Below are 12,927 nucleotides of genomic sequence, written 5' to 3' on the forward strand. Positions count from 1 at the left end.
TACCTCTCTTCAAAGCATCTCCCTTCTGCCAGCTACAAGGAGCATTGATGGATATCAAAGATAAGGTCATCGTTATTACCGGCGCCGGACGTGGCTTGGGACGGGCCATTGCGCTGGCCCTGGGCGCACAGGGGGCGACGCTGGCACTGCTCGACATCAATCGCGCCGATCTGGAGGCGACCGCCGCCATGGTGCACAGCCAGAATGATCAGGGCACTCAAGATAGCCAGTGCGAGCTGTTTGTCTGCAATGTGGCGAGCGAAGCCGAGGTCGAGGCCGCGTTTGCTGCCATCAAGGGGCGTTTTGGTGTGCTGCACGCTCTCATTAACTGCGCCGGCATTTTGCGCGACGGCATGCTGATCAAGGTGAAAGAGGGCGAGCTGGTGGATAAGATGACGCTGGCCCAGTGGCAGAGCGTGATTGATGTCAACCTCACCGGTACTTTTCTCTGCGGTCGCGAAGGGGCGGTGCTGATGGCGCAAGGGGGGCAGGGGGGCGTTATCATCAATATCTCCTCCATTGCCCGCGCCGGCAATATCGGCCAGAGCAACTATGCCGCCAGCAAGGCGGGGGTCGCTTCGTTGGTGGTGACCTGGGCGCGGGAGCTGGCCCGCCACGGTATTCGGGTGATGGGGATCGCCCCCGGGGTGTTTGCCACCGACATGACGGCGGTGATGAAACCGGAGGCGATGGCGCGGATGCAGCAGGCCATTCCGGTCGGCACCCTTGGCGAGGCGTCGCAGTTGGCCGAGACGGTGAGCTTTATTCTCGCCAACGACTACCTGTCGGGACGGATGATAGAGCTGGATGGCGGTTTGCGTTTATAGGGATTTACATAATGGGCCCCGGTGTTTCCACCGGGGCTTTTTTATGCAGATTATTTATACAAAGCGTGCCTGAATGACGATGCACAGGAACCATGCGAGTCAGGTTGTGTTGGCAGAAAAATGAGAAATATCAATCGGTCTTGGTTAATTTGAGCCAGCTCACAGGCCATATGGGTCAGTGCTGTAAAATTGCGCCCGGTCAAGGCGGTGCATGATTGACGGGACGAGGGATTGCGGTCGGCATAGTCATGCAATATAGTTGCCACCTTTTTCACGGGGTCAGGATTCCCAGCCCCTCCCATATTGCGTGCAGTATGAATACGGACGCTCTGCCGCCGCCTAAAAAAACAGGATTGAGATGGACAAGAAACTAGGGCTGGGCGCCCTCATTTCGCTGGTGATCGGCTCCATGGTCGGCGCCGGGGTCTTCAGTCTGCCGCAAAACATTGCAGCGCATGCCAGTGCCGGGGCGGTCGCCCTGGGTTGGGCCATCACTGGTCTTGGCATGATCTGTCTCGCGCTGGTCTATCAGAACCTCTCCATGCGCCGCCCGGATCTCGATGGCGGTATCTTCAGCTATGCCAAAGCCGGTTTCGGCGATTTTATCGGCTTCAACGCCGCCTGGGGTTACTGGCTCTGCCAGCTGCTGGCCAACGTCTCCTACGCCATCGTAGTGTTCAGCGCCCTGAGCTACTTCTTCGATACGCCGGACAACGTTATCTTCGGTGATGGCAACACACCGGTGGCCATCACCTTGGCCTCCATCCTGATCTGGTCGGTCCATGCGCTGGTACTGCGCGGGGTACAGGTCGCTGCGCTGGTGAACATCGTCACGACTATCGCCAAGATGGTGCCGCTCATCGTCTTCTGTGTCGCGATCCTGCTCGCCTTCAACATGGATACTTTCACTCTGGATATCTGGGGCCAGAGTAACATGGAGCTGGGCTCCGTGATGGATCAGGTCAAGTCCACCATGAAGGTGACCCTCTGGGTCTTTATCGGGATTGAAGGGGCCGTGGTGGTCTCCGCCCGTGCCCGTCATCGCAAGGATGTGGGCCGTGCTACCGTGCTGGCGTTGCTCGGCGCCCTGACGCTTTACGTGATGGTGACCCTGTTCTCGCTGGGTGTCATGAGCCAGCCGCAACTGGCGGCGCTCAAGAACCCTTCGACCGCCATGATCCTCGAAGCCGTGGTCGGCCCCTGGGGCGCCTGGCTTATCAACATCGGTCTGGTGGTGTCGGTGATGGGGGCGCTGCTCAGCTGGACCGTGCTGGCCGCTGAAGTACCCTACATTGCGGGCAAGACTGGCGTGTTCCCGGGCTGGTTTGCCAAGGAGAACAAGAACGGCTCGCCGCAGGTGTCCCTCTGGTGCTCCACCTGTCTGGTGCAGATCTTCCTGATCATCATCTACTTCCAGAGCAGCACCTATCTGGCGCTGGTCAATATCGCTACCTCGGCGGCGCTGGTGCCCTACGTTTTCTCCGGTGCCTATGGACTGAAGCTGGCATTGAAAGGGGAGACCTATCAGGGTCAACCCCATCAGCGCAAGCGTGACCTGCTGTTGGCCCTGGTGGCGACCGTGTACGGCTGCTGGCTGGTCTATGCTGCCGGTGTGGAGTACCTGCTGCTGGTGGCGCTGCTCTATAGTCCGGGTATCTTCATCTACTGGAAGGCGCGCCAGCATCACGGTCTGCGTGGCCTTAACCGGTTGGAGCAGGGGATGACGGCGGCGCTGCTCGGCTGTGCCGTACTGGCCTTCTACAAGGTGATGGACGGTACCATTCCCTTAAGCTAACCGGCACAATAAAGAGATGGCCCTGGCGCCATCTCTTTTTTTTCATGCTGATATTTACTGTTGTCCGGCCGTTGCGGCCATTTTTCGTTTAACGCAGGAATTTTTATGCTGTTTATGGGTTACCTCCTACTGGGGGCCTTTGCCGGCATGCTGGCGGGACTGTTCGGGATCGGCGGTGGATTGATCATCGTTCCGGTACTGGTGGTCAGTTTTCGTGCGATGGGGTTTGAGCCCGAAATAATTACCCATCTGGCCCTCGGCACCTCATTGCCCACCATGATTTTCACCGGATTCAGCTCGCTGCGGGCCCACCAAGAGGCGGGCGCTGTCGACTGGGTGATGATCCGCAGATTGGGGGCGGGCATGCTGGTTGGCGCCTGGCTTGGCGGCATGACCGCCAATCTGCTCAGTGCCAGTACCCTCAATATCATCATCGGCTGTTTCGCCTGGACCATGGCGTTGCAGATGGGGCTGAACCTCAAACCCAAAGCGGAGCGCCATCTGCCGGGTCCGCTCGGTACCGGCCTCGCAGGCACCCTGATTGGCTGGCTGTCGGCGCTGTTTGGCATTGGCGGGGGCTCGCTCACCGTCCCTTATCTGAGCTGGAATTCGGTGCCGATGCGCAATGCGGTGGCCGCCTCCGCCGCCTGCAGCATGCCTATCGCGTTTGCAGGTAGCCTCAGCTACCTCTATGCGGGTTGGGATCATGCCGATCTGCCCGAATGGAGTGTGGGCTATATCTATCTGCCCGCGCTGCTCGGCATTGTGCTGACCAGTACCCAGTTCGCCCGCATTGGTGCCAAGCTGGCACACCGATTGTCACCCAAACGCCTCAAGCAGGCATTTGCCCTGCTGATGCTGCTGGTAGGGGCCAAATTTATGCTGTTTAGCTGATTCATTCGGCAGATTGTTGAAAAATAAGGCAAACGAACTGTCGAAGGGTAGAAAGCCATTGCATTGCGAGGTCAGTTTGCCTATTCTCCTCGCCGGTGGTCCTATTGGTCCTCTCGCATTGATAACCCGTCGACCTGGTCAGGACCGGAAGGTAGCAGCCAAGGCGGGGGACTCGAGTGCCGGGATGTGGCTGGTAGGGCCACCACTTGTTTCTGCTATTCAATAAGTTAGCTTCCTAAAGCCCTTGGTCATCCACTTTGTGTGGACGACGAGGAGCTCATCGATGAATCTCTGGCTCAGTCCCCACGGCATCTGGTATTACCGGAAAGTCACCACGCTCCCCTGTGGTCGCCGCAAAGAGATCAAAAAATCCCTGCATACCCGAGACAAGCTGACGGCACGAAGCAAGGTTGCCCAGCTGCTTGCCTGTGTGCGTTCCAGACCCAAGCCCATGCAGTTGCCTGCAGAGGTCAATGTTGCCGCACATGAGCAATCAGTAGCCCGGGATCCGGGGGTGTTTATTGCTTGGTGACACGCAGGGTGGCGTTGTATTTGAGCCGCCCATGGGAAATATGTCTGTTTATCTCGCTGAGCAGCGTCTCTTTATTGATGGGCTTGGTGATATATCCATTCATGCCATGGGAGAGATAATATTGCCTGGATTCCGGCATCGCATCAGCCGTCAAGGCGATAATGGGGATATCTGCCCAAGTCGTCTGGGAGGTGCGGATCCGGGTGGTGGCCACCAGGCCATCCATCACTGGCATCTGGACATCCATCAACACCAGATCAAATTCGGTGTGACCCAGTTTCTCCAGCGCCTCTTCTCCCTGAACGGCCAGTGTGACCTGATGACCCACGGAGTCGAGCATGGCGCCGATCACCTTGCGGTTGGTGGCATTGTCATCAACCAGCAAGATGCGATGGCTCTCCTGATCAATCGGCTTGGACGGCAGGCAAACAATCGAGGGGGTCGTGGCTCTGGCAGGCCAGATATAGGTAAAGGTACTGCCATGCCCTTCGCTGCTCTCTACCGAGATATCGCCGCCCATCAGCCGTGCGAGGTTACGGGATATTTCAAGCCCCAGGCCCGAACCACCGTATTGGCGGGTGATCGAGACATCCGCCTGGGCGAAACGTTGGAACAGGTTTTTCAGCTGACGTTTGCTCATGCCGATCCCTGAGTCTTGAATCGAGATACGTATCGAGTGGCGATCCTGCTCCAACAGGGTGCTATCAACGTGGATCTTTACTTCCCCCTGATGGGTGAACTTGATGGCATTGCTCACCAGGTTGAAGAGGATTTGGCGCACTCTCAGCGGATCGAACATCAACCACTCCGGCGTATCGGGGGCAAGGGTCAGGGTCAGTTTGATCCCTTTCTTATCGCAGCTGCTCTGCATCAGGGCCCGGATATCCTCCAGCAGCTGGGGCAGGTGATGGGGGGCCAGTTGCAGCTCGATCTTGCCCTCTTCCAGCTTGGATACATCCAGAATGTCGTTGAGCAGGCCGAGCAGATGGTTCGCCGATTCACGTGCCGTCTCCAGATAGTCGCGCTCCCTCGGGTCCATATCCCGGTCGGCCAGCAGTGAGAGCATGCCGAGAATGCCATTCATGGGGGTGCGAATTTCATGGCTCATGTTGGCTAAAAAGCTGCTTTTGGCTCTGGTGCCGGCCTCGGCAGCCTGATTTGCCCGCAGCAGTTTGTCATTGAGCTGCTGCATCAGTTTGTGCTGCAGAAACGAGATATTCATTTGCCGCCAGATCAGCAGGGCGAGCACAAAGAGCAGAGCAAATTGCAGGGTTGCGATGAGCGTCGTGGTGATGATCTGCTCCCTGACGTTGTCGCGGCGGGCCACATCAAACAGGGTCACCTGCTGGTTCACCTCCAGTGTCAGCTGATGGAGCAGAGGGAGCAGCGAGGAAAGCTGTTGGCGTAGCTCCTGATGGGCCAGCGTGTCCAGCGGTTTGGTGGCATCCGGGCCGAGCCAGATATCTGCCAGAGAGATGTAGGCGCGAATAGCCTTGCTTGCCTGCTGGTAGATCTCGGTTTGCTGAAGCAGGCCGCGATCCTTGCTCTCAAGCGCCAGGTCCATGCGGCTGACCAGAATATCGTATCTGAGCTGAAAGGTCGGTTGCGACTCATGCAGCAACGCATTCTGAAAGCGCAGCGCTTCGTTATAGAGCTGGAAATAGCTCCACATCACGTTGTCTTCGCCCTGGCTGGTGCTGCGCTGCAGATCCTGAAATTGCCGATACTGGATGGTACCAATACCGGCAAAGGCCAGGAGCAGCACGCAAAGCACCACAAACAAGAAACGTTGACTCGCGGCCATGGAACGCATGATGAGATCTACTCCACTTTTATCGTACTGATCTGCCAGATAGCCCGACCATAATAGAGCTTGTTTTGCAGTTCGGGATATTGATCGAACGGATAGATAAGAAACAGCGGCCCTTTGTCACGCACCGACAGGGGCTTGCCATTGATCGTGCGGGCGAGGATGACCTGATATTGTTCAGCATCACTGACCGGCACTTGTACCGAGTAGTCATTAAGGGCGGTAATGGTGAGTTGTTTGCCCGTTGCCCCGACTTTGGCCAACACCTCTTTAAGTAGTGGGCCACTAAAGGTCTTGGCATCGTCATACCAGGGAGTATGGGTTTTGATTTCGTGTACCGGCAATTGATCGAGCATGGCGCTGTCCCACAGGACCAGGGCCTGATGAGTCGGGCTGCTGATGGCGCCTTCTACCTTTAGCAGGGCGTTTTCAGGTGAAGGGGCAGCCTGCGCCGTGCCACAAAGGGCTGCTAGCAGCGGTGCGATATATAGGCATGATTTCATATTCTCTCCTTCCTGGAACAGGGCGGTGTGCTTGCAGAGCCGAAAGTGGTGTGGTTAATGCTGAGGTAAGCAATTATCGGGCCTGGTGTAATACGTCCGATTAATCAGCAATTTAAGCTGTCACCGAGAGGGGAATTGAGGGAGAGAATTGCAGTTTGCAACATTCTGGATCTGTCAATTGCAATTTGGTAACAAAAAAGAGGGGCCGTGGTGGGCAAACAAGCCATAAAGCGTCTCAAAAGCGAATTATATGGAGGGCAACAGGCAGGCCGTTACCAGGCATAACATTTGCAACGAGGTGGATGCCGTGACAAAGCAGAGTCTGAGAATCGACAAGGAGCTAGCGATGGAAAGCATGACTTATACCCTTAATGATACCCAGGTAGTGGTACTGGAAAACGAGCTTGACGCGATGGCCATCAGTGAGCTCCGCCCGCTGTTTGAAACCCTTTCGACCCATCCCGGGGATATCCTGGCCGATATCAGTGATGTCCATTTTATCGACTCGTCGGGTATCGGTGCCCTGGTGTTCCTCTATAAGAGACTGATTATGAATGGGCATCAGATGGCCCTTGTTTGTGGGCCCGGCCAACCTCACGACCTGCTCGAGATGCTGCATATCGACCGGGTGATCCCTTGCCATGAGAGCATCAAAGCCTATATGAGAGCCCGTGGCATGATGGTGACCTCATCATGAAACGCCGGGGTATTCTGCTCTGTTCCATCATGCTGTCGGGCTGTGCGCAGTGGCCGCCACAGGGATATGGCGGCATGGCAGAGGCAAGACCCACCCGTATTCCGGTCAATGAGGATGAACGGCGGGTCTGGTCTGGTTATGATGAGCGTCAGAAGGAACTCGACTTGCAGCTGACGCAATTAAAGCAAGCGAGCTTGCGGGGATGTATGCCTGGCGAGTTGAAACGGCTACAATCTCAACGTATTGATATCGAACGGGATATGCACGGACGGCTCTGGGCGGAGGTAGCCTGGCGTCAGAGCGTGTTGGCACAATCACTACAACAAGTACGTTTGCGGCTACAACAGACAACAGCGGATGGCTGTCGTGCTGATTGGTCAGGGCTCCCCTTACGCCAATGGGGGCAGACGTAACAGACGAAAAGGATGTCTATGAAACGGGGCGCGCGCGAAGGATTGATCTGTGTTCTCTTGCTGTTGTTCACCTGCCCGTTACTGGCTTCCACCCTGCTGGCTCCCGGTGATCGGTTGGCCATAGCACAACCCGGTGAGCCTGCTTTTGATCAACCTTTCCAGATCAACAAGCAGGGGGAGATTGCACTGCCTGAAGTCGGCAACATAGTGGTGGGGGGGAAGACCCTGCCACAGGCGGATGAGCTGATCCGCTCCGCCCTCAAACCTGTTTACAACAACCTCTCCCAATTGACCGTCACCTTGCTGGAGAAGCGGCTGCTGATCAGCGTGATGGGCTATGTCAGAAAACCCGGCAGTTATGATCTGGCACCCGATGGCAACGTGCAGATGGCGCTTGATGCCGCCGGCGGTCTGGTGCCCGGTGCCCAGCTCAACAATATGCAGGTGCGTCGTGGTAGTACGGTCTCGCACTTTGACTACAAGCGCTATCTCGATACCGGCGATGCCAGCGTGTTGCCGCCATTGCAATCTCTGGATGTGGTGTTCGTACCCGCTTCTCCGCTGATCGGCAACGTCCAGATCGATTTTGATGCGGCAACCCTGGCGGCCGGGGGGGATGGTGATACCGAGAAGGCGATCAAGGTGTTTGGCGAGGTCAACAGCCCCGGCGCTTTCAGTTTCAAGAGTGGCAACTCCATCGTGGATCTGCTGATGCGGGCCGGTGGGGTGACCCGTTTTGCCGGGGTGGAGCGGATCCGGGTGATCAATGGTGATGCCCCCGAGCTGTTCGATCTCAAAGCCTATCTTGATTCCGGCAACAACAAGTTGCTGCCCAATCTGGCGCCGGGCGCCACCATCTTCGTGCCCAAGGATGAAGAGCAGATAAAACGGGGGGCACGCACCATCTACATCATGGGTGAGGTGTTCAAACCCGGCGCCTATGAGGGGCGGGAAGGGGACTCCTTCCTCGACATTCTGGCCAATGCCGGCGGCCCGACCCGCTATGCCGAGAGTCGCCAGATCCGTTTGCTGCGCACCGATGGCACGATCGAACCCATCGACCTGCAGGCCTATACCGAAGGGATGCAAAAGGCGCTACCCCAAGTCAAACCCGGTGACGCCATCTTTGTGCCGGAAAAGACCGATATTAACGAGAAGTCCTGGTTGAAAGTGGCGCCCGGGCGGGCGGTGATGGTGATGGGAGCGGTGCGGATCCCGGGTCGTTATGAATGGTCTGACGAAATGTCGCTGCTGGATCTGATCGCCCACGCCGGTGGCCCCAACGAGCGGGCCGATATCGCCAAGGTGCAGATCCTGACTGCCGAAGGGGGGCAGGCCACGCCGACCCTGTTTGATCTCGACAAGTTTCTCCATCAGGGGGGGGCGCTCGCCAGCCTGCCGAAGATCCGGGCCGGATTTACCATCATGATCCCCGAGCTGCCCACCGATCCCAGTGACAACAAGTCCCAGTGGGTGCGCCAGGCGCCGGACAGTTCCATCTATATCTTTGGTCAGGTCGGGGCCCCCGGTCGCTATGCCTTCAATGAGCAGATGGGCTTTATCGACATCCTGTCGGCCGCCGATGGCCCGACGGCGGCGGCGGACCTGCGTAATGTGCGCATTGCCCATCGCAGTGGCAGCACGGCGCGGGTCAGCAAGCTGGATTTGGGGCTGTACTTTGAAACCGGCGATGAAACCTTGCTGCCCAAGGTGCTGCCTGGCGACTCCATCTACCTGCCGGAGAAGAATCGTCCCTGGCTCGACGAGCCCAAGGAGAACACCGTTCGGGTGCTGGGGGCGATAGCCCGTCCCGGTCGCTACCGCTTTGACTCCTCCATGACCCTGCTGGATCTGCTGGCCGAGGCGGGGGGCCCGACCAGCAGCGCCTATATCAAGAAGATTGTGGTGATCAATATGGCCACCAGTGGTCAGGGAGATCAGGCCCGCAGCTTCGATCTCGACGGCTTTGCCAAACAGCCCGACTTTAGCCGGTTGCCGGTGCTGCGCGCAGGGGACACCGTCTTTATCCCTGATAGCAAAAGCAGCAACTGGGCCATCTTTATGGATGGCATGCGCGACATTCTGACCACGATCTCGGTGGTGGCCCTGGTCGGGACGCTTTGATATGAGCATCCCCATTCAATATCTGGAGCTTGAATCCCTCTACGCGGCGACGGTCGCCCGGGGGATCCGCTCGCTGGCGGTCACCTCATCGGAAGGGGGAGAGGGGGTGAGTTCCATCTGCGATGCGCTGGCAAGGCGCTCGGAGGCGGATGGGTTGCGCACCCTGTTGGTGGATCTCAACCTCTATCATCCCGGCCGCGCCGCGGCGATTGCCTGGGGGCCCAATGATGTGCCCGAGCCGGTGGCCACTGGCCGGTCGTTGTCCTTGCTCCCGGCGCCGGGCAAGGATCTGATGGCCTTTCGCAACAAGGATACCTTGCGCCAGCTGCTGGTTCGCTGGCTGGAGCATTACGATGTGGTGATCTTCGATACCTCCCCGCTCACCGCCCTCAATCGGGGCAATATTCCGGCCGATCAGGTATGCGGTGCCTGTGAAGGGGCGCTGTTGGTAGTGCTGGCGGGAGTGACGCCGACCACAGTGGTACAAAGTGCGGTAGATAAACTGACCCGTGCCGAGGCCAATCTGCTTGGCGCTGTCTATAACGACAAACTCAACCCGGGGCTGGCTAGCGAGATCCTGCGCGAACTCAACAGGCTGCCCAGCAACCGGGTGACCGAATGGCTCAAGCGCTGGTGCCGGCGCAGCGCCTTGCTCAATTTCCGGATCTGATCGCCCGCTGATGGAGGCCCGCTATGGATGACTGGTTGCGATCTGCTCCGGCAACCCTGCAGTCGGTGCGCGAACTGCGCAACCGGCTGGCGCAGGGGCTCTCCCTGTTTCAGGTCTCCCCAAAGGATCAAGCCAACTGGCTGCTCTGTTTCAGTGAGCTGGCTACCAATATCGTCAAGCACGCAACCCCTTCTGCTACCCGGCTCTGGCTCACCCTGACAGCAGATGAGATGGGATTGAGTCTGGTGCTGGAGGATGATGGCGGCCCCCAGCCCGCCCTTGCCAGTGCGCCGTTACCCGATGAGCTGCAGGAGGGGGGATACGGGTTGGCGCTGGTGCACCAGCTGTTTGCCGAGGTGCACTTCTCTCGCGACGGTGATCGCAATCGCGTGACCCTTCGCCAGCAAGGCCCGGTCACCCAACTGCCAGTGATCGCGGTGATCGACGATGACAAGGTGATGCGTGCCCTGCTCACCGCCTATCTCCATGAGCACTACCGGGTTGAAAGTTATGCCGACTCCCATGCCGCCCTGCTGGCTTTGGGGAAATATCCGCCAGCGCTGGTGCTCTCCGATATCGAGATGGAGGGGATCGATGGCTTTGGGCTGCGCCAGCAGTTAATGAAGGATCCCAAGATGAAGGGGGTGCCCTTTATCTTTCTGACCGGTCATCAGGATCAGTGGACCCAGAGTCGGGCAGGGGCCCTGGGGATCGATGACTTTCTGGTCAAGCCCATCACCAAACAGAACCTGTTGCTGGCGGTGTCACGGGTGCTGCAACGCTCGCAGCAGCTCAAGTCACAATGGGGCGAGCAGCTGGATCAGCGCATGACCTCGGCGCTGCGTCCGTTACTGCCCGCCAACTCCATAGGGGGATACCAGCTGGCGTTGCAAACCCGCGCGGCTGCCGTAGGGGGCGGAGACTTTCTGCTGGTCAAGGATCGGGTGCTGTGGCTTGGGGATGTGATGGGTCACGATGCGGAAGCCAAGTTTTTTGCCCATGCCTATGCGGGCTATCTGCGTGGCTTGCTGACGGCGCATGATCTGGTTCGCGCCCCGGCCAGCTTGCTGACGCTCTTGTCCAATGCAGTTCACAGTGATCCGCTCTTGGGGGCCACCCTGCTCACCACCCTCTGCATTGAGCTCGGCAACGAGGGGCGGGTGCAGTGGGCCAGTGCGGGCCATCCGGCGCCCTGGCTCATCAGCCCTGATGCTATCCGCCAGGTCGGGGTGACCGGCCCCTTGCCCGGTTTGCGCCCGGATCCCCATTTCGTGACCAATGAGCGTCAACTCAAGCCCGGCGAGATCTTGCTGTTCTGGACCGACGGCCTGCTCGATAGCCGTGATGCCACAGAGCGCCAGCGCTGGGAGTCGCAGCTAAAAGAGATCTGTCAGGCCTCGGGGCCCGGTCTTGAGCAACTGGCTCATCATATTGCTCGCTGGTTTGATGAGCGTATCAATGATGCCCCCCTCGATGACATGACCCTCCTGCTGGTTGCCTGTCCCGGCGCCTGATCTTGCCCCTCTTTGCCTGACTGGCCCGAACTATGCAGTGCTTCGTCTCAGTGGCATGGAGCCACGGGAGGAGGAGCCTATGCTGCCGACACATCACATCTGGCTGGCCATCGATGCACGTCAGGTCGGGGGAATTGAAGTGCACATTATCCATCTGGCCAGGGATCTGCTGGCCAGAGGATTTCGTCCCACCATAGTACTGGTGAGCAACCACGGCATGACCCCCTTTACGACCCTGCTCAAACAGCAGGGCTTGCCCTACGAGGTGTGCCAAAACAGCCGTGACTTTATGCGCCGTCTGGCCCGCCAGCCTGCCACCCTGCTACTTCATACCCATGGCTACAAAGCCGGGGTGCTGGGGCGGCTGACGGCCTGGCTCACCGGCAAATCGGTGGTCTCGACGTTTCACAGTGGGGATGACGGGGAAGGCTTGCTGAAGTTTTACAGCTGGCTGGATCGCACCACAGCGCGTTTTGCGAAGTGTATTGCAGTGAGCGAGCCCATCGCTCGCAAATTGCCGGTGCCAAGCACGGTGATCAGCAACTTTGTGCCCATGCCTGCGACGCCGGCTAAGGTGGCAGGCAACCGGATTGCCTTTGTCGGTCGCCTCTCGCCGGAAAAGGGGCCGGAGGCGTTCTGTCAGCTGGCCGCCTTCTGCCCGGACGGTGCGTTTCATCTCTACGGGGATGGCCCCATGAAAAGCGCCTTGTTGCAGCAGTATGGTGATCGCGTCCAGCTTCATGGTTTCCAGAACATGGCCAATGAGTGGCACAACATCGACCTGCTCTGCATCACCTCCCGCTTTGAAGGGTTGCCGCTGGTGGCCCTTGAGGCGATGGCCCACGGCATACCGGTCTGTACCTTTGCAGTGGGGGGCCTGGTCAATCTGATCGATCACAAATCCAATGGCTGGCTGGTAGAGCCTGGCCATGTGCGGGATATGGCGGAGCTGGTCAACTATTGGCTGCGCAGCGATGAGGTGGTGCGCAGCAAAATGAGTCAGGCGGCCCGCAACACCATCGCCCGCGGGTACAGCGTCAACAACCGAGTGACCGATATTCTGGCTGTCTACGGCGCCTGAATCCCCAGGGGAAACCCGCCAAAACGAGTGGCCGCTGGCCACTCGTTTTTTTATGTGTCGGTGTTAG

The 12,927-nt window shown here is 58.4% G+C and carries 12 protein-coding genes and 1 other RNA gene; 11 read left to right on the forward strand and 2 right to left on the reverse strand.

What is annotated here, in order from left to right; genetic code table 11:
- The first annotated feature begins 47 nt into the window (after nucleotides 1-47).
- The 5 genes from BN1117_RS09820 (at nucleotide 48) to BN1117_RS09835 (ending at nucleotide 4,048) form a co-directional block, all read left to right on the forward strand.
- Nucleotides 48-827, forward strand: a complete 780-nt coding sequence (locus tag BN1117_RS09820; protein WP_040096934.1) for an SDR family NAD(P)-dependent oxidoreductase — start codon at nucleotides 48-50, stop codon at nucleotides 825-827.
- 358 nt (nucleotides 828-1,185) lie between these two features.
- On the forward strand, nucleotides 1,186-2,622 hold the full coding sequence (gene arcD, locus BN1117_RS09825) for an arginine-ornithine antiporter (RefSeq protein ID WP_040096936.1): 1,437 nt from the start codon (nucleotides 1,186-1,188) through the stop codon (nucleotides 2,620-2,622).
- A 105-nt stretch (nucleotides 2,623-2,727) separates the two neighbouring features.
- Nucleotides 2,728-3,516: a sulfite exporter TauE/SafE family protein gene (locus tag BN1117_RS09830; protein ID WP_040096938.1), complete on the forward strand. Its 789-nt coding sequence runs from the start codon at nucleotides 2,728-2,730 to the stop codon at nucleotides 3,514-3,516.
- Nucleotides 3,517-3,618: 102 nt separating this feature from the next.
- Nucleotides 3,619-3,715: signal recognition particle sRNA small type (gene ffs / locus BN1117_RS19025), an RNA gene on the forward strand.
- A gap of 84 nt (nucleotides 3,716-3,799) precedes the next feature.
- Entirely contained in the window at nucleotides 3,800-4,048 is a 249-nt protein-coding gene (locus tag BN1117_RS09835) for a hypothetical protein (protein ID WP_040096940.1), read from the forward strand.
- Here the strand turns inward: BN1117_RS09835 and BN1117_RS09840 are convergent.
- Both BN1117_RS09840 and BN1117_RS09845 read right to left on the reverse strand, forming a co-directional pair.
- Nucleotides 4,035-5,861 (reverse strand): ATP-binding protein, encoded by a 1,827-nt coding sequence (locus tag BN1117_RS09840; protein WP_040096942.1) that lies wholly within the window; start codon nucleotides 5,859-5,861, stop codon nucleotides 4,035-4,037. The genes BN1117_RS09835 and BN1117_RS09840 overlap by 14 nt on opposite strands.
- Before the next feature lie 8 nt (nucleotides 5,862-5,869).
- Nucleotides 5,870-6,361, reverse strand: coding sequence for a putative pterin-binding protein (locus BN1117_RS09845; RefSeq protein ID WP_040096943.1), 492 nt, complete (start codon nucleotides 6,359-6,361; stop codon nucleotides 5,870-5,872).
- 346 nt (nucleotides 6,362-6,707) lie between these two features.
- Here BN1117_RS09845 and BN1117_RS09850 point away from each other — a divergent pair, with 346 nt between their 5' ends.
- The 6 genes from BN1117_RS09850 to BN1117_RS09875 all read left to right on the forward strand — a co-directional run bounded on the left by BN1117_RS09850 (nucleotide 6,708) and on the right by BN1117_RS09875 (nucleotide 12,860).
- Nucleotides 6,708-7,058 carry an STAS domain-containing protein gene (locus BN1117_RS09850; RefSeq protein WP_052441480.1) on the forward strand — a complete coding sequence of 117 codons (351 nt, stop codon included), beginning with the start codon at nucleotides 6,708-6,710 and terminating at the stop codon, nucleotides 7,056-7,058.
- Nucleotides 7,055-7,471 (forward strand): hypothetical protein, encoded by a 417-nt coding sequence (locus BN1117_RS09855; protein WP_040096945.1) that lies wholly within the window; start codon nucleotides 7,055-7,057, stop codon nucleotides 7,469-7,471. Before BN1117_RS09850 ends, BN1117_RS09855 begins: the two co-directional genes overlap by 4 nt.
- A gap of 18 nt (nucleotides 7,472-7,489) precedes the next feature.
- Entirely contained in the window at nucleotides 7,490-9,595 is a 2,106-nt protein-coding gene (locus tag BN1117_RS09860) for an SLBB domain-containing protein (protein ID WP_040096947.1), read from the forward strand.
- A 1-nt stretch (nucleotide 9,596) separates the two neighbouring features.
- Nucleotides 9,597-10,265, forward strand: coding sequence for a P-loop NTPase family protein (locus BN1117_RS09865; protein ID WP_040096949.1), 669 nt, complete (start codon nucleotides 9,597-9,599; stop codon nucleotides 10,263-10,265).
- Nucleotides 10,266-10,288: 23 nt separating this feature from the next.
- Nucleotides 10,289-11,779 (forward strand): SpoIIE family protein phosphatase, encoded by a 1,491-nt coding sequence (locus BN1117_RS09870; protein ID WP_040096951.1) that lies wholly within the window; start codon nucleotides 10,289-10,291, stop codon nucleotides 11,777-11,779.
- Nucleotides 11,780-11,858: 79 nt separating this feature from the next.
- Nucleotides 11,859-12,860 (forward strand): glycosyltransferase family 4 protein, encoded by a 1,002-nt coding sequence (locus tag BN1117_RS09875; RefSeq protein ID WP_040096952.1) that lies wholly within the window; start codon nucleotides 11,859-11,861, stop codon nucleotides 12,858-12,860.
- Nucleotides 12,861-12,927 lie beyond the last annotated feature (67 nt).

This window comes from Aeromonas australiensis, assembly GCF_000819725.1.
Classification (GTDB): Bacteria; Pseudomonadota; Gammaproteobacteria; order Enterobacterales; family Aeromonadaceae; genus Aeromonas; species Aeromonas australiensis.